The 17210-nt window shown below is 71.4% G+C and carries 14 protein-coding genes and 1 tRNA gene; 10 read left to right on the top strand and 5 right to left on the bottom strand.

The annotated features are described in order from the left end of the window. Positions 1-64 precede the first annotated feature (64 nt). Positions 65-1573 carry a potassium/proton antiporter gene (locus ABZ027_RS29500; protein WP_356773669.1) on the bottom strand — a complete coding sequence of 503 codons (1509 nt, stop codon included), beginning with the start codon at positions 1571-1573 and terminating at the stop codon, positions 65-67. Between the two features lie 269 nt (positions 1574-1842). Between ABZ027_RS29500 and ABZ027_RS29505 the strand changes: the two genes are divergently transcribed. After that, entirely contained in the window at positions 1843-4659 is a 2817-nt protein-coding gene (locus tag ABZ027_RS29505; RefSeq protein ID WP_356773625.1) for a penicillin acylase family protein, read from the top strand. A 71-nt stretch (positions 4660-4730) separates the two neighbouring features. On the opposite strand, the gene ABZ027_RS29510 is transcribed toward ABZ027_RS29505, so the two are convergent. Next, positions 4731-5351 carry a 5-formyltetrahydrofolate cyclo-ligase gene (locus ABZ027_RS29510; protein WP_356773626.1) on the bottom strand — a complete coding sequence of 207 codons (621 nt, stop codon included), beginning with the start codon at positions 5349-5351 and terminating at the stop codon, positions 4731-4733. A 91-nt stretch (positions 5352-5442) separates the two neighbouring features. On the opposite strand from ABZ027_RS29510, the gene galU reads away from it, so the two are divergent. The 7 genes from galU (at position 5443) to ABZ027_RS29545 (ending at position 11071) form a co-directional block, all read left to right on the top strand. Beyond that, entirely contained in the window at positions 5443-6345 is a 903-nt protein-coding gene (galU, locus tag ABZ027_RS29515) for a UTP--glucose-1-phosphate uridylyltransferase GalU (protein ID WP_356773627.1), read from the top strand. Between the two features lie 5 nt (positions 6346-6350). Continuing rightward, positions 6351-7673, top strand: coding sequence for a gephyrin-like molybdotransferase Glp (gene glp, locus ABZ027_RS29520; protein ID WP_356773628.1), 1323 nt, complete (start codon positions 6351-6353; stop codon positions 7671-7673). Between the two features lie 97 nt (positions 7674-7770). After that, a complete protein-coding gene (gene moaC, locus ABZ027_RS29525; protein WP_356773629.1) occupies positions 7771-8283 on the top strand; it encodes a cyclic pyranopterin monophosphate synthase MoaC in 513 nt (170 codons plus the stop codon). Next, positions 8280-8786: a MogA/MoaB family molybdenum cofactor biosynthesis protein gene (locus tag ABZ027_RS29530; RefSeq protein ID WP_356773630.1), complete on the top strand. Its 507-nt coding sequence runs from the start codon at positions 8280-8282 to the stop codon at positions 8784-8786. Before moaC ends, ABZ027_RS29530 begins: the two co-directional genes overlap by 4 nt. Beyond that, positions 8783-9421, top strand: a complete 639-nt coding sequence (locus ABZ027_RS29535; protein ID WP_356773670.1) for a GNAT family protein — start codon at positions 8783-8785, stop codon at positions 9419-9421. Before ABZ027_RS29530 ends, ABZ027_RS29535 begins: the two co-directional genes overlap by 4 nt. Before the next feature lie 202 nt (positions 9422-9623). Next, positions 9624-10895, top strand: a complete 1272-nt coding sequence (glpR, locus tag ABZ027_RS29540) for a gephyrin-like molybdotransferase receptor GlpR (RefSeq protein ID WP_356773631.1) — start codon at positions 9624-9626, stop codon at positions 10893-10895. A 102-nt stretch (positions 10896-10997) separates the two neighbouring features. Further along, positions 10998-11071: transfer RNA gene (locus tag ABZ027_RS29545), tRNA-Ala, on the top strand. Positions 11072-11378: 307 nt separating this feature from the next. On the opposite strand, the gene ABZ027_RS29550 is transcribed toward ABZ027_RS29545, so the two are convergent. Then, a complete protein-coding gene (locus ABZ027_RS29550) occupies positions 11379-13850 on the bottom strand; it encodes an FtsX-like permease family protein (protein ID WP_356773632.1) in 2472 nt (823 codons plus the stop codon). Further along, positions 13844-14626, bottom strand: coding sequence for an ABC transporter ATP-binding protein (locus ABZ027_RS29555; protein WP_356773671.1), 783 nt, complete (start codon positions 14624-14626; stop codon positions 13844-13846). The genes ABZ027_RS29550 and ABZ027_RS29555 overlap by 7 nt, the downstream gene beginning before the upstream one ends. A gap of 186 nt (positions 14627-14812) precedes the next feature. Here ABZ027_RS29555 and ABZ027_RS29560 point away from each other — a divergent pair, with 186 nt between their 5' ends. After that, complete coding sequence (locus ABZ027_RS29560) at positions 14813-16093, top strand: sensor domain-containing protein (RefSeq protein ID WP_356773672.1); 1281 nt, start codon at positions 14813-14815, stop codon at positions 16091-16093. After that, the gene (locus ABZ027_RS29565; protein ID WP_356773633.1) at positions 16057-16725 is read left to right on the top strand and encodes a response regulator transcription factor; all 669 of its coding nucleotides are present in this window, start codon (positions 16057-16059) and stop codon (positions 16723-16725) included. The genes ABZ027_RS29560 and ABZ027_RS29565 overlap by 37 nt, the downstream gene beginning before the upstream one ends. Here ABZ027_RS29565 and ABZ027_RS29570 read toward each other — a convergent pair. Beyond that, positions 16715-17197 (bottom strand): GNAT family N-acetyltransferase, encoded by a 483-nt coding sequence (locus ABZ027_RS29570; protein WP_356773634.1) that lies wholly within the window; start codon positions 17195-17197, stop codon positions 16715-16717. The genes ABZ027_RS29565 and ABZ027_RS29570 overlap by 11 nt on opposite strands. Positions 17198-17210: the final 13 nt, after the last annotated feature.

Consider the following 17210-nt stretch of genomic DNA (forward strand, 5'->3'; position numbering starts at 1 on the left):
AAAACGAGCACCACGGGGTCGTACGCCTGCGATCTGGGGGGTGTGAATCGCGCGAAACGCGCCCTTAACGGGCTTTGCCGGTGCCGTCCGTGCCCAGCCATCCGGCCAGCTTGCCGCCGTGGCCGACGGCCCGCAGCCGCCGTTCCGCGGCGTCCCGGACGGGGTTGGTGGCGACCACGAGAAGCTCGTCCCCGTGCCGCAGCACCGTCGTCGGCAGCGGAACGAACGACGTGCCCTCGCGGACGACCAGCGTGACCGCGGCCCCGGCCGGCAGGCGCAGCTCGTTGACCTCGACGCCGTGCATCTTCGAGCCCTCGGGGATCTCCACGGACAGCAGGTGCCCGCGCAGCCGCTCCAGGGGCGCCGACTCGATGCCCAGGTCGGCGGCGGCCTCCGGATCGCCGCCCAGGCGCAGCTTGCGGGCCAGCCAGGGCAGGGTCGGTCCCTGGACCAGGGTGTAGACGACGACCAGGACGAAGACGATGTTGAAGATGCGGCGGCTGGCGTCGACGCCCTGCACCATCGGGATGGTCGCCAGGATGATGGGCACCGCGCCGCGCAGTCCGGCCCAGGACATGAGGGTCTGCTCCTGCCAGGGCACCCGGAACGGCGTCAGGCACAGCACCACGCTCATCGGGCGGGCCACCATCGTCAGGGCCAGTCCGATGATGATCGCCGGCCAGATGTCGTCGCCCAGTTCGTGCGGGGTGACCAGCAGGCCGAGCAGGACGAACATGCCGATCTGGGCGATCCAGCCGAGCCCGTCGGCGAACCCGCGGGTCGCGGGCCAGTGCGGCAGCTTCGCGTTGCCCAGCACCATCGAGGCGAGGTAGACCGCGAGGAAGCCGCTTCCGTGGGCCATCGCGCCCGCCGCGTACGCCGTGACGGCGATCGCCATCACGGCGATCGGGTAGAGGCCGGAGGCGGGCAGGGCGACGTGTCGCAGGCCCCAGGAGCCCAGCCAGCCCACCGCGATGCCGATGGCGGCGCCGATGGCCAGCTCCAGAGCTATCTTTCCGAGCAGCACGTACCAGTGTTCGAACGGGCCGGCGGTGGAGAAGGAGAGCACCAGGATGACCACCGGGGCGTCGTTGAAGCCGGACTCGGCCTCCAGCGTGCCGGTCACCCGCGCGGGCAGCGGGATCTTGCGCAGCACCGAGAACACCGCCGCAGCGTCCGTCGAGGACACCACCGCGCCGATGATGAGCGCCTGCCGCCACTCCAGCCCGACCAGATAGTGCGCGGCCGTCGCCGTCACCCCGACGCTCACCGCGACCCCGGCCAGCGCCAGGGTGGACGCGGCGGGCAGGGCCGGCTTGATCTCCTTCCACTTGGTGCCGAGACCGCCCTCGGCCAGGATCACGACGAGGGCCGCGTATCCGATGACCTGGGTCAGCGCGGCGCTGTCGAAGTGGATGTCGCCCACTCCGTCCTGGCCCATGGCGATGCCGATCCCCAGGTACACGAGCAGGCTTGGGAGCCCGCTGCGCGAGGAGATCCGAACCGCTGCCACGGCGACGAGCAGAACGAGCGAGCAGACGAGCAGGAGCTGGTTGAGGTGGTGGACAGTCAGCGGCCGTTCCCTTCCCTGGCCCGCGGCGGCACGCGCACGGGCTCACGTATATCGGACACGAAGAAGAATCGTTTCGCATCCAAGTACTTCGTTACCTTACCTAACTCTTGACGATTTCTTGACACTCGAAGAGGCATGATCGAACGCGCGTACGTCCTGGTTCCCGACTCCGCGTCAAGTCGCACCGGGCTCTGCGCCTATGGTTGCTCCAGCGCTCAGTCAAATGGATACGCCCGCCTGCCGCTCGCGTTAGGACAGCAAGGACAGCGATGCCCCCCACCACCACCGCCTCATCGGGTCAAAAGCCCGGCAAGTCCGGCAGGAAGAAGGGGCGAAAAGCCCGCCTGCTCGTACTCGTCCTCGTGCTGGCCCTCATCGGAGGCGTGGCCTACGGGGCGTACTGGTCCATCAGCACCGTCCGTGCCTCCTTCCCGCAGACCAAGGGTTCGATCACCCTGGACGGCCTGTCCGGACCGGTCGACGTCAAGCGGGACGGCTACGGCATCCCGCAGATCTACGCCTCCTCCGACGCGGACCTGTTCATGGCGCAGGGCTACGTCCAGGCGCAGGACCGGTTCTACGAGATGGACGTCCGCCGCCACATGACCTCCGGGCGGCTGTCGGAGATGTTCGGCAAGGGCCAGGTCGACAACGACGAGTTCCTGCGCACGATGGGCTGGGACCGGGTGGCGAAGCAGGAGTACGACAAGACGCTGTCGGCCTCCACCAAGAAGTACCTCCAGGCATACGCCAAGGGGGTCAACGCCTACCTCCAGGGCAAGAGCGGCGAGGACATCTCCCTGGAGTACGCGGCGCTCGGTTTCACCAACGACTACAAGCCCGCGAAGTGGACCCCGGTCGACTCCGTCGCGTGGCTGAAGGCGATGGCCTGGGACCTGCGCGGCAACATGCAGGACGAGATCGACCGCGCCCTGATGACCAGCCGCCTCGGCCCCAAGCAGATCGCCGACCTGTACCCGCAGTACCCCTACAGCCGCAACCAGACGATCGTCCAGCAGGGCCAGTACAACGAGCTCACCGGCACGTTCGACGGCGGCGACGGCGCGACGGGCACGGGCACCGGCACCGGTACGGGTACGGGTAGTGGCACCGGAACAGGGACGGGCACCGGCACCGGAACAGGCACCGGCGGTACGAGCGGCTCCTCAGGCACGGCCGGATCCGCCCTGCAGAGTCAGCTCACGAGCCTCCAGAACGTCCTGGACGACGTCCCCACGGCCGTCGGCGTGAACGGCAACGGCATCGGCTCGAACTCCTGGGTGGTGAGCGGGCAGCACACCATCACCGGCAAGCCGCTGCTCGCCAACGACCCGCACCTGTCTCCCTCCCTGCCGTCCGTCTGGTACCAGATGGGCCTGCACTGCCGCGCGATCTCCAGCAAGTGCCAGTACGACGCCAGCGGCTACACCTTCGCGGGCATGCCCGGCGTGGTCATCGGCCACAACCAGAACATCGCCTGGGGCATGACCAACTCCGGCGTCGACGTCACCGACCTCTACCTGGAGAAGCTCTCCGGCGACGGCTACCTCTACGACGGCAAGGTGAAGCCCTTCACCACGCGCGAGGAGACCATCAAGGTCGCGGGCGGCTCCACCAAGAAGATCGTCGTCCGGCAGACCAGCGACGGGATGCCCCTGCTGTCCGACCGTGACAGCGAGCTGGTGAAGGTCGGCAAGAAGGCCACGGTCGACACCGCCGCCCCCGACCGCGGCGACGGCTACGGCATCGCCCTGCGCTGGACCGCGCTGGACCCGGGCACCTCCATGGACGCCGTCTTCGCGATGGACAAGGCCGCCGGCTGGAGCGACTTCCGCAAGGCCGCCACGCTGTTCGACGTGCCCTCGCAGAACCTGGTCTACGCCGACACCAAGGGCCACATCGGCTACACGCTGCCGGGCAGGATCCCCACCCGCGCCAAGGGCGACGACGGCTCCATCCCGGCGCCCGGCTGGGACCCCAAGTACAAGTGGACCGGCTACATCGACCAGGACGCGCTGCCCTACGAGTACGACCCGGACCGCGGCTACATCGTCACCGCCAACCAGGCCGTGGTCGACAAGGACAAGTACCCCTACACGCTCACCACGGACTGGGGATACGGCACCCGCAGCCAGCGGATAACCGACCTGATCGAGCAGAAGATCAAGGGCGGCGGCAAGATCTCCACCGACGACATGCGGCAGATGCAGCTGGACAACAGCAGTGAGATCGCCAAGCTGCTGGTGCCCAAGCTGCTGAAGATCGACGTCGACGACAAGAACGTCCGCGAGGCCCAGGAGCTGCTCGCGGGCTGGGACTACACCCAGGACGCCGACTCGGCGGCCGCCGCCTACTTCAACTCGGTCTGGCGCAACATCCTCAAGCTGGCCTTCGGCAACAAGCTGCCCAAGGAGCTGCGGGTCGAGGGCCAGTGCCTGTGGGTGGACCCGGTCAACACCACCGGGCCCGTCGACGAGACCAAGAAGGTCCGCGAGTGCGGCGAGCGCGACGCCGACCAGGCGCAGCCGGACGGCGGCGACCGGTGGTTCGAGGTGGTGCGCAACCTCATGGACGACGAGAACAGCGACTGGTGGAAGACGCCCGAGGTGGGCACCCGCCCCGAGGCCACCAACCGTGACGAGCTGTTCAAGCGCGCCATGATCGACGCCCGTTGGGAACTGACCGCCAAGCTCGGCAAGGACATCGACACCTGGAGCTGGGGCCGGCTGCACCGCCTGTTCCTGAAGAACCAGACCCTGGGCACCGAGGGCCCCGGTTTCCTGCAGTACATGCTCAACCGCGGCCCGTGGAAGCTCAGCGGCGGCGAGGCGGCGGTCAACGCCACCGGCTGGAACGCGGCCGGCGGCTACGAGGTCGTGTGGGTGCCCTCGATGCGGATGGTGGTCAACCTCGGCGACCTCGACAAGTCGAAGTGGATCAACCTGGCCGGGGCCTCCGGACACGCCTACAGCGCCCACTACACCGACCAGACGGACAAGTGGGCCGACGGTGAACTGCTCGACTGGTCCTTCTCCGACAAGGCCGTCGACGACAGCACGAGCGACTCGCTGGTGCTGAGGCCGTGAACGGCGTGAGCGGTGAGCCGCTGAAGCGCTGAGCTGTCGAAGGCCCGGCCCCCATTCGGTGGCCGGGCCTTTCAGTCGGACGGGAAGCGGCGCACGCCCGACGGTGTCACCGCCGCCCGCACCGGCCGGTCGTGCGCCTCGGCCGGCACCTGCTCCACGACCTCCCAGTCGTACAGCAGCACCACCAGCGTGGGGTGCGCGCCCGCCCGCTCCAGACGGGCGAGGACACGGTCGTACGAGCCCCCGCCGCGCCCCAGACGCATCCCGCGCGCGTCGACCGCCAGCCCCGGTAGCAGCACCACGTCGGCGCCGGTCACGGCGTCCGGCCCCAGCCGTTCCCCGGCAGGCTCGAACAGGGCCATTCGCCCGCCGTGTCGCACGCGTTGGAGTGAACCCTCGCCGGTGTACGCGCCCCAGTCGAGGTCGTTGTCGGGCAGCAGCGCCGGGAGCAGGACGCGTACGCCCCGCTCGCGCAGCGCGTCGAGCAGCGCGAGTGTGCCGGGTTCACTGTCCACGGAGACGTACGCCGCCACCGTGCGCGCCCGCGCCAACTCGGGCAGCCCCAGCGCCCGCCCGGCCAGCGCGGTGGCGGCTTTCCGCACGTCATCGGCCGTCAACCTGTTCCTCACCGTGAGGAACTCCTGGCGCAACGTTCGCTTGTCAGGCTCGGCCGGACGTCCGACGTGGTTCAAAATCGCACCCGTATCCTTCCAATATGCTCATATGAGAGCTAAGTCGCCGGAGCCTCAGATTCCGATCAAAGGCACCGGATAAGGTTGCCGCATGACTCAGTCGCACCCCCGGATCAGCAAGGCTGTCATTCCCGCAGCAGGTCTCGGCACCCGGTTCCTGCCGGCCACCAAGGCCACTCCCAAGGAGATGCTGCCGGTCGTGGACAAGCCCGCGATCCAGTACGTGGTCGAGGAGGCCGTATCCGCCGGTCTGGACGACGTCCTCATGATCACAGGCCGCAACAAGCGGCCCCTGGAGGACCACTTCGACCGCAACTACGAGCTGGAGTCGGCCCTTCAGAAGAAGGGTGACGCGGGCAGGCTCGCCAAGGTGCAGGAGTCCAGCGACCTCGCGACCATGCACTACGTCCGCCAGGGCGACCCCAGAGGCCTCGGCCACGCCGTCCTGTGCGCCGCCCCCCATGTGGGCAACGAGCCCTTCGCCGTCCTCCTCGGCGACGACCTGATCGACCCGCGCGACCCGCTGCTCCAGCGGATGGTCGAGGTCCAGGAGCAGCGCGGCGGCAGCGTCATCGCGCTCATGGAGGTCGCGCCCGAGCAGATCCACCTCTACGGCAGCGCGGCCGTCGGCCCCACCGAGGACAGCGACACGGTCAAGGTCACCGGCCTGGTGGAGAAGCCGGACCCGGCGGACGCCCCGTCGAACTACGCGGTGATCGGCCGCTACGTCCTCGACCCGCACATCTTCGACATCCTGCGCAAGACCGAGCCCGGCCGCGGCGGCGAGATCCAGCTGACCGACGCCCTCCAGCAGCTCGCCTCGGACGAGAAGATCGGCGGCCCGGTGCACGGCGTGGTCTTCAAGGGCCGCCGCTATGACACCGGCGACCGCGGCGACTATCTGCGTGCCATTGTCAGACTCGCGTGCGAACGTGAAGACCTGGGCCCGGACTTCCGGACCTGGCTTCGCAGTTACGTAGCCGAGGAGATGTAACAACGTTGAGCAGCGCCGCCCCCCGAACCGCCGGACCCGACCACCTCTGGTCGGTGGACGAGCACCTGGAGGACATCCTCGCGACCGTCCGCCCCCTCGAACCCATCGAGCTGCAACTCCTCGACGCCCAGGGCTGCGTCCTGGTCGAGGACGTCACGGTGCCGGTGTCCCTGCCGCCGTTCGACAACAGCTCCATGGACGGGTACGCGGTGCGGGTCGCGGATGTCGCGGGTGCGAGCGAGGAGTATCCGGCCGTCCTCGAGGTCGTCGGGGACGTGGCCGCGGGGCAGGCCGCACTGCTGCACGTCGGGCCCGGTCAGACCGCCCGGATCATGACCGGCGCCCCGCTGCCGCCCGGCGCGGAGACCGTCGTCCCCGTCGAGTGGACCGACGGCGGCCTCGGCGAGGGCCCGGTCACCGGGATGCGGGCCCGCGCCCTGGCCCCCCAGGGCGCCGAGGGACACGTGCACGTGTACCGCCCGGCCGAGGCCCGCGCTCATGTGCGCGCCGAGGGCAGCGACGTGAAGGCCGGAGACCGTGCCCTGGAGGCGGGCACCGTCCTCGGCCCGCCGCAGATCGCCCTGCTCGCCGCCATCGGGCGCGGCACCGTCCGGGTGCGCCCGCGTCCGCGCGTGGTCGTCATGTCCACCGGCAGCGAACTCGTCCAGCCCGGCGAGGAACTCGGCAACGGCCAGATCTACGACTCCAACAGCTTCGCCCTCACCGCCGCCGCCCGCGACGCCGGTGCCATCTCCTACCGGGTCGGCGCCGTCGCCGACGACGCGGAGACACTCCGCAACACCATCGAGGACCAGCTCGTCCGCGCCGATCTCATGGTCACCACGGGCGGGGTCAGCGTCGGGGCCTACGACGTCGTCAAGGAGGCCCTGTCGTACGTCGGCGACGCGGACGAGGCCGGCAGCGGCATCGAGTTCCGTAAGCTCGCCATGCAGCCCGGCAAACCCCAGGGCTTCGGCTCCATCGGCCCCGACCACACCCCGCTGCTCGCGCTCCCCGGCAATCCCGTGTCGTCGTACGTCTCCTTCGAGCTGTTCGTGCGCCCCGCGATCCGCACCCTGATGGGCCTCGACGACGTGCACCGGCCGCGCACCCGCGCGAAACTCACCGCCGACAAGGCGCTGACCTCCCCGAAGGGCCGTCGGCAGTTCCTGCGCGGCATGTACGCCGACGGTGCGGTGACCCCGGTCGGTGGCGCCGGATCGCACCTGGTGGCGGCCCTGGCGCACGCGGACGCGCTGATCGTCGTCCCCGAGGACATGGAGTCCGTCGAGCCGGGTACCGAGGTAGAGGTCGTGCTGCTCGGCTGAGCAGCGGGGACCGCGCCGCTCGACGGTTCGACTTGGCGGTACCGTGTCGCGCACAGCAGGCCCGCGCGCCGGGCCCGGACCGGGAGCGCCACACAGCATGACAGTGCCTTCCCGGGGGGAGACCCCCGGACCCTCAGCGCAGGACCGACTGACCCACATCGACGAGGCGGGCGCGGCCCGCATGGTCGATGTCTCAGCGAAGGACGTGACCGCGCGCACCGCCAGCGCCAGCGGCCGCGTCCTGGTCTCGCCCCGTGTGATCGAGCTGCTACGCGGCGAGGGCGTCCCCAAGGGCGACGCCCTGGCCACCGCGCGGATCGCGGGCATCATGGGCGCCAAACGCACCCCCGACCTCATCCCGCTGTGCCACCCGTTGTCGGTGTCCGGTGTGAAACTGGACCTGAGGGTCGCGGACGACGCCGTGGAGATCCTGGCCACGGTGAAGACGACGGACCGCACGGGCGTCGAGATGGAGGCACTCACCGCGGTCTCCGTCGCCGCGCTCACCGTGATCGACATGGTCAAGGCGGTCGACAAGGGAGCGGTCATCACGGACGTACGGGTGGAGGAGAAGACGGGCGGCAAGTCGGGCGACTGGAGCCGGGCATGACGTATCGAGCTCTCGTGGTCACCGCCTCCAACCGGGCCGCCGCCGGGGTCTACGAGGACAAGGGCGGCCCGCTGATCGCCGACGGCCTCCGCGGCTCCGGCTTCGCCGTCGACGGACCTCAGGTCGTGCCCGACGGCGACCCCGTGGAAGCCGCCCTGCGCGCCGCCGTCGACGCCGGGTACGACGTGGTCGTCACCACCGGCGGCACCGGCATCTCGCCCACCGACCGCACACCCGAGGCGACCCGCCGGGTGATCGACCACGAGGTGCCGGGCATCGCGGAGGCCATCAGGGCCTTCGGCCGGGAGAAGGTGCCGACGGCGGCCCTCTCCCGTGGCCTGGCGGGAGTGGCGGGACGGACCCTGATCGTCAACCTGCCGGGTTCCTCCGGCGGTGTGAAGGACGGTCTCGCCGTTCTGGAGCCGCTGTTGACGCACGCCGTCGACCAGATCCGCGGCGGGGACCACCCGAGACCCGGCGCCGGCCATGGGGGTGCGAGCTGAACAGCCCATCCTGGCCCGTCGTACTGGCGGACGGCGATGTCGTCCTCCGGCCGATAAAGATGCGCGACCAGCGGGCCTGGCGCGACGTCAACCGGCGCAACCGGGACTGGCTGCGGCCGTGGGAGGCGACCATTCCGCCGCCCACGCCGAGTGGCCCGATAGCGCACCGGCCGACCTATCGGCAGATGGTCCGGCACCTGCGGGCCGAGGCGAACGCCGGCCGGATGCTGCCGTTCGTCATCGAGTACCAGGGGCGGCTGGTCGGGCAGTTGACGGTCGCCGGAATCACCTGGGGTTCGATGTGCTCGGGGCATGTCGGGTACTGGGTGGACGAGTCGGTGGCGGGCCGCGGGGTGATGCCGACCTCCGTGGCGCTGGCCGTGGACCACTGTTTCCGGGCCGTCGGTCTGCACCGCATCGAGGTCTGCATTCGCCCCGAGAACGGGCCCAGTCGGCGGGTGGTGGAGAAGCTCGGGTTCCGCGATGAGGGGCTGCGCCCTCGTTATCTCCACATCGACGGCGCCTGGCGCGACCATCTGGTGTTCGCGCTCACCGCGGAAGAGGTGCCCGACGGTTTGCTCAGGCGCTGGCAGCGGGCACGCTCCAGGAGCACGCCGCACGACAACCCCGCGTAGTAGCGCATGGCCCACTGCCCCGGAAATTGAATATGTGTTCGAAAATGACCGGCGGATGACCGTCTTGGGGTGTTGAATTCGCCACCTCGGTGGCCTGCTGATCGCATCGGTCGCAAAAAAAGCTCGAAATATCAGCCAGATCGTGCGACACACCGACTCAATTGGCAGATGGCCTCACGTAAACCCCTCTACCGTGTGAGACGTGAGCAGCAGCGGCCTCATCTACGCAGTCATTGTCGGGGCCTGGGCCGCCTACTTGGTGCCGATGTGGCTCCGTAGGCAGGACGAGCTGAACGAGGCCCGTCCGACGGAACGCTTCAGCACGGCCATCCGGTTGCTGTCCGGACGGGCGGGGATGGAGCGCCGGTACGCCAAGGACCTGCGGGCGCGCTCCACCGAGGAGGGGGAGCCAGGCGCCGTCGGCGCGGGCGTCGCCACCGACTCGGTGGACGTCCGTGCCTTCGCCATGCCTCCGAACCGCCCGCAGGCGCAGGCGCCGGTCCAGGCACAGAGCCCGGGACGCACGGAACAAGCTCGGGAACCGGCACGGGAACCAACGCGGGAACCTGTTCGTGACCCCGCGCGGGAACCCGCCCGGGAGTCCGTCCGCGACCCCGGGACCGAATCCGTACGGGAGGACTCGGGCTCCTCGGCGCCCAAGCGCGTGCCGACCCCTCGGCGTACACCCGCGGAGGAGGCGGCCGCGGCGCGCGCCAGGCGTACGAAGGTGCTCGCGCGCCGTCGGCGTACCACGGTCATGCTCTTCCTCGCCTTCACGCTGGGCGCGGTCGTCGCCGCGGTCGGAGGGCTCACCTTCCTGTGGGCGCCCGGCGTACCCGCCGTGCTGCTCAGCACGTACATCGCGTACCTGCGTTCCCAGGAACGGCGGCGCTTCGCCTACCAGATGGACCGGCGCATGGCCGAGGCCGCCGCGCAGCGACTGCGTGAGCGCGCCCGCCAGCCGCGTCGACGGGCCGTCGACGAGGCTGGCGTCGACTCCGACGAGCCGGACGAAGGCCCGGAGCCGGCGACCGACTCCGGGATGTCGGCGCTCGCCGCGGACCGGCGTGCGCTCGTCGAGCAGACCGACCACGCCGAGTGGGTCGACCAGCAGCGCGAGCGGCAGCAGCGTCCCGGACAGGGAGACAGCTGGGACCCGGTACCGGTGCCGCTGCCGACGTACGTGACCGCCCCCGTCGCGCCCCGGGCCACCTCCGACGTGGACCTCGGCGCGCCGGACGCGTGGAGTTCGGCGCGCTCCAGCACCGTCACGCCCGGCCAGGAGGCGGAGTCCGCCGCCCGGGACCAGGGTGTGCCGGAGGAGGACTCCGCCGACGGGGAGGACCGGCCGGCCGTGGACGAGCGCAGTGACGCCCGCCGCGCCGCCTCCGCCCGCCGCGCCCGCGAACGCGGCCGCACCCCGCTCTTCGACCAGTACGAGGACGGCGACCGTCCCCGGGCCGCCAACGAGTGAGCTCCGGGGGCGGGCACGCACGGTCGCGGTGCCCTCCCTGACCAGCCGGGGGACGGATTTCCAAGCACCCGGATGGGGATGCTAGAGTTTCACTCGTTGCAAGGGCCTGTGGCGCAGTCTGGTAGCGCACCTCGTTCGCATCGAGGGGGTCTGGGGTTCAAATCCCCACAGGTCCACGCATCTCAAAGCCCCGGTCGGGATCTTCCGACCGGGGCTTTGGCATGCCGGGACCTGACGCCACCAAGTGCCGCCCACGCGACCCACCGAGGGTGGCATCTGTATAGGCCGATCAGAGACGCGGCGCGCGCCGGTAGAGACATGTGAGTGATTTCCACGCCGGCTTTGTCCGAGCCAGGAATTTTTCGTATGAGTGCGGCATCGGGTCCGTGGGCAGCCTTTCAGGGGCTCCAACTCATCGATTCCTCACCGGCCCACCGCAACAACTCCCGGAAAAAACGTGGAGTTGGGGAGAGACCCGTCCGATCAGTCGACCGGGCGGGATCTCCTGTGGGTGGCGAGGGCGGAGACCACCGCGACCAGTGCGCACGCTGCCGTCGCCGTGCCGAGTTCCGGCCAGGGCAGGTGGATCGGGGCGGGTGCGGAGAGCAGGCCCAGGGCGGTCGCCATGCCGAGCAGGTTGAGCGCGGCCACGAGCAGGCCGAGTACCGCGCCGACCATCACCACGGTCAGGGCCTCCGCGACGACCAGCCGCAGCACCTGCCCGCCGGTGGCACCCGCCAGCCGGAGCGAGGCGAGCTCCCGTACCCGGTCCGAGGTGGCCATGACCAGGGTGTTGGCCAGCGCGAGGCCGGCGTAGAGCAACGCGAGGCCGAGGACGAGGAGAAAGCCGAGCCGGGTCGTGCCGTCGGTGTGGGGGGACACCGCCCGCAGCCATTCCTCCCGGGTGAGGACCTGGGCCTCCGCGGGTGAGGCTCCAAGGACCGCCTGCCGCAGCCGCGTTCGCACCGCGTTCGGGTCCGCGCCGGGTGCGACCTTCACGTCGACCCGGTCCACCGGGGCGCCCACGGCGTTGGCCGGAGTGACGTACACGCCGTTGTCGCCCGTGCCGGTGGGCATCACCGCGGCGACGCGCAGGGACCTGCGGGTGCCGTCGCCCAACCACACCGTCACCCGCTCGCCGACGGTGTGCCGGGCCCACTCCTCGTTCACCACGATCGAGTCGTCGTCGAGATCGGCGAGCCGGCCGGCGGTCAACGGCAGCCGTACGGCCGCGAGCGCCTTCGGGTCGGTCGCGCGGGCCTCGGACCTCACCAGGGCCACGCCGTCCTCCAGCGTGTGAACCGCGCTCGCCGCGCTCACCGAGAGCTCGACGCCGGGCAGCGCGCGCAGTCGCCGTACGGTCTCCGCGTCGAGTCCGGTGCCGGTCATCTCCGGAACCGGGCCGCTGCCGGACGCGGCGGGCGTCACCACGAAGTCGGCGGTCGTACGGTGCCGGAGCTCCGCCCCCTTCGCCTCATTGAGGGTCGCCGTGGCACCGAGCAGTGAGCCGGTGAGGGCGACCGTGACCAGGACGGGAGCGGCGACGGCGGCCGTGCGGCGGATGGCCGCGGCGGCGTTCTCCCGCACCAACAGCCCACAGGCGCCCGGCAGTCGGGCCGGTAGCCACGCGATTACCCGGACCGACGGCCGCACCAGGACCGGGGAGAGCAGGGCCACCGCGGTGATCAGCAGCATGGGGCGGCTGACGTACGACTTGCGGTGCAGCAGCTCGCCCGGGTCGGTCAGCAGGGCCGCCGCCAGGGTCACGACGGCGGCCAGGAGCAGGACCGTACCGCTTAACAGGCGACCCGGCGTCAGGGTGCCGGTGTCGACGGACGCCTCGCGCAGGGCCTGCGTGGGGGCGGTCCGGCCGGCCCGCCAGGACGCGGCCAGCACGCCGCTCAGCGCCACCGACAGGCCCGTCCAGAAGGCCAGATGGTACGGCCAGACATGCTCGCCGATGGTGAACCAGGCCGGCGCCAGACCGTCGGCCACGACCCGTGCGGCCAGGTGCGGGGCGGCGAGTCCGCCGAGTGCGCAGCCCGCCGCCGAGGCGAGCACCCCGATGAGGAGCGCCTCCGCGACCACCGTCCGCCGGATCTGGCCCGGGGTGGCGCCCGCCGTGCGCAGCAGGCCGAACTCCCGGCGCCGCTGGGCGACGGCGAAAGCGAAAGTGGACGCCACGACGAACACCGACACGAACCCGGCGACCCCGCCGGCCGTGCCGAACAGCGCGTTCAACGCGGTCACCGCCTCCCGGTCCCGGTCGGGGCGGGGGTCGGCGAGCCGCCGGGCGTCACCGGTGAGGACGCTCGGACCGACGGGCCGTGGGGATGCGATCGCCCGCCGTACCGCCGCCGCGTCCGCGGCCACCACCAGCTGGGTGCTCACCGGGGACAGCCGGGCCGCGCGGGCGTCGGAGTAGAAGAGGGCGTTCTCGAAGCCGAGGCCTCGGGCCGTGCCGACCACCCGGACGGTCCCGTCGGCGGTGTGCAGCCGGCCGCCCACGCCCGTCCAGTCGCCGGTCGCCACCACCTCGTCCGCGGCGCGCGGGGCGTGGCCCGCGGTCAGTCGGTACGGGGCGAACGCGGCCGTCGACCAAGGGTGGCCCACCAGGTCGGCGGGCGCGCCGGTGGCCCGTACGGCGAAGGTGCGGTCCTCGACGACCGGGCCGAGGGCGCGCAGCGCGGCGACGGTCCCGGGCGGGACCGGGCGGGGGTGGGACAGCTTCGCGGTGCGGACACCGGTCGGGGTGGGCACGCGCAGGGTGTCCTGCCCTCGCACCACGACCGGCGCCGCCGCGAACCGCTCCGGTTCCCGTTCGGGGGCGTCCCCGGAGGAGGCAAGGGCCAACCCCATCACGGTGAGCAGCGTGACCCCGAGGCAGAGGGCCAGGAAGGTGCCGGTGAACGTCACCCAGCGGGTGCGCAGGGTGTGCAGGGCGAGGCTCAGCACGGGGCGGCCTCCGGGGCAGGGCCGGACGAGGCGGCCTCCAGTTCCGTCAGGGCCTCCAGCTCCGCCATGTGCGCCGCGATCTCCGCCGCCGACGCCCCGTTCAGCTGACCGCTCACCCTGCCGTCCACCAGGAACACCACGCGGTCCGCGTACGCCGCGGCCACCGGGTCGTGGGTCACCATCACCACCGTGCCGCCCCCTGTGTCGACGAGGTCCCGCAGCAGGGACAGGACCTCGCGTCCGGTCCGGGAGTCCAGCGCGCCGGTCGGTTCGTCGGCGAACAGGACCTCGGGGCGGGTGATCAGGGCGCGGGCCAGCGCGACCCGCTGCTGCTGGCCGCCGGAGAGCTGGGAGGGGCGGTGACGGGCGCGGTCACCGAGGCCGACCTGACGCAGCGCCTCCCGCACCCCCGCCTTCGAGGGCCGACGCCCGGCCAGCCGCAGCGGCAGGGCGACGTTCTGCGCGGCGGTCAGGGACGGCAGCAGGTTGAACGCCTGGAACACGAAGCCGACGCGCTCCCGGCGCAGCAGGGTCAGCCGGCGCTCACTCAGGGACGTCAGTTCCGTGTCACCGACCCGAACCGAGCCCGAGTCGGGCCGCTCCAGCCCCGCGGCACACTGCAGCAGGGTCGACTTGCCGGAACCCGACGGCCCCATCACGGCGGTGAAAGTGCCCGCCGGGAACGCGAGCGTGACGTCGTCGAGCGCGGCCACGGCGCTGCCGCCGGTCCCGTACCGCCTGCTCACGGCCCTCAGAACGATCGCGTCCGGTCTCATCCCCACCATCTCAACTCCGCCTCTGCTCCCACCGGTTCGGTGCCGGTGAGGCAAGACAACCGCGCGAGGGCACCCCCAAGCAGTGCGGCAGGACCGACACTTGGGGTAGGGCCAGGCATACCCCCGGGCCTCCGCCTGGGCCCATGGCCTCACCCACGCCCCGCTTCTACGGTGATCCCCATGACCATGTGGCAGGCCCTGAGCGCGGCCCCCGGCGGGCGCGGATACCTGAGATCGACGTGGCCCTGGCGAGCCGTCGCCTACCTGGGCAGCGGTGCGCTGCTCGGCGTGGTCGTCCTGGTCGTGATCCTCGGCGGACTCGTGGCCGGCGGGGTGCTGTCCGTCGTACTGATCGGGTTGCCGCTGCTCGTGCTGACCGTGCTGGCCGGGATCCCGGTGGCCGCCGTGGAACGGCTGCGGCTGCGGCTGGTCGGGGTGGGACCCGCGCCGGGCGACGGTCACCGGGTGCCCGACGAACCGGGGTTACGGGCCTGGCTGGTGATCCGGCTGCGGGAACCGGCGACCTGGCGGGAGCTGGCGTACGCCGTGCTGTTCGGGCTGGTGCTGTGGCCGCTCGACGCGCTGGCGGTGGCCTGCGCCGCCGGGGTTCCGCTGGCCATGGCCGCCGTACCGGTGTGGTTCGCCGTCGACGGGGAGGCGAGGGTGGCCAAGATGTGGACGGTCGACACCTGGCCCGGCGCCCTTGGGTCCGCGGCGCTCGGGCTGGCTCTGCTCGCGGCCGGCGCCTACGCCCTGGGGATCGTGGCCGGGGCCCGCGCCGAGCTGGCGCGGGCCCTGCTGACCTCGAAGGACAACGAGCGGGTCACCGAACTGGCGCGCTCCCGGGCACGGTTGGTGGACGCCTTCGAGACGGAACGACGCCGGATCGAACGCGATCTGCACGACGGGGCCCAACAACGCCTGGTGGCCCTCACCATGACCCTCGGTCTGGCCCGACTGGACGCCCCGCCCGGACCGCTCGCCGACCAGCTCGCCAAGGCCCACGAGGAGGCCGGGCAGGTTCTCGCGGAGCTGCGTGAGCTGATCCACGGCATCCACCCCAAGGTCCTCACCGACTACGGCCTCGAAGCCGCCGTCGCCGACGCGGCCGACCGCAGCCCGGTCCCCGTGGACGTGGACCTCGAACTGCCCGGACGGCTGCCCCAACCCGTCGAGTCCGCCGCGTACTTCGTCGTCTGCGAGGCACTCGTGAACGTCGCCAAGCACAGCGGGGCCGACCGGGCCGCCGTGAGCGGTGGGTACGAGGGCGGACGGCTCACCCTCGACATCCGCGACGACGGGACAGGCGGCGCCGACAGCGCCCGCGGCACCGGACTGACCGGTCTCGCCGACCGGGTGTCAGTGCTCGATGGCAGACTCTCCCTGTCCAGCCCGCCGGGCGGACCGACCCTGCTGCGTGTGGAGATTCCTTGCCGGCCGAGACGACAGACCGACCCCTGCGCATAGTCCTCGCCGAGGACAGCGTGCTGTTGCGCGAGGGACTCATCGGGCTGCTCACCCGCTTCGGCCACGAGGTGCCCGCCGCCGTCGGCGACGCGGACGCGCTGCTCGGCGCGGTCGCCGAACACCGGCCCGACATCGTCGTCACCGATGTCCGGATGCCGCCCGGCTTCCAGGACGAGGGGCTGCACGCGGCCCTGCGCCTGCGCGCCGAACGCCCCGGGCTGCCGGTGCTGGTGCTCAGCCAGTACGTGCAGCGGGCGTACGCCGCTGAGCTCCTCGACTCCGGGGACGGCAGCGGCGTCGGCTATCTGCTCAAGGACCGGGTGGGGCAGGTAGAGCAGTTCGTGGCGGCCCTGCGCGAGGTCGCCGAGGGCGGCACGGTGGTCGACCCCGAAGTCGTACGCCAACTGCTGCGCAGACGCCGGGATCCGCTCGCCCGGCTCACCCCGCGTGAGCGCGAGGTGCTGGCGCTGATCGCGGAAGGCAAGTCCAACGGGGCAATCGCGCGCGAACTGGTGGTGTCGGAGGCGGCCGTCGGCAAGCACATCGGCTCCATCCTGACCAAGCTGGACCTGCCGCCCGCGGACGACGTCCACCGACGGGTGCTCGCCGTGCTGGCCTACCTCAGGAGCTGAGCTGCTTGGCGTAGCAGCGGCTCTCCTCGAAGTGGCGGTAGTAGCCGAACTTGCCGCACGGTTCGTACCCGCTGGAGGTGTACAGGGCGATGGCCTCCGGCTGCTTGGTGCCCGTCTCCAGCACCATGCGGGTCCGGCCGGCCGCGCGGGCGTCCTCCTCCAGGGCCGACAGCAGGCGCCGGGCGAGACCCCGGCCGCGCATGTCGTCGATCACGTACATGCGCTTGAGCTCGGCGTCGCCGTCCTCGTTGCCCTCGCCGTTGACGTCCTGGCGCCGCCAGCCACCCGTGGCGACGGGCCGGTCCGCCTCGTCGTAGACGATGAGATAGACGCCGTTCGGCGGTTCGAAGTCCGACGCGGCGAGCACGGTGGAGTCGCCGCCGTCGCCGTAGCGCACGTGGTATTCGGCCTGCACGGCGTCGTTGAGCTTCACGGCGTCGGGGTGGTCGAACGGGACCCGGCGTATATGCATGCGCATCATCGTA

It is taken from the genome of Streptomyces sp. NPDC006332 (genome assembly GCF_040612855.1).
GTDB lineage: Bacteria > Actinomycetota > Actinomycetes > Streptomycetales > Streptomycetaceae > Streptomyces.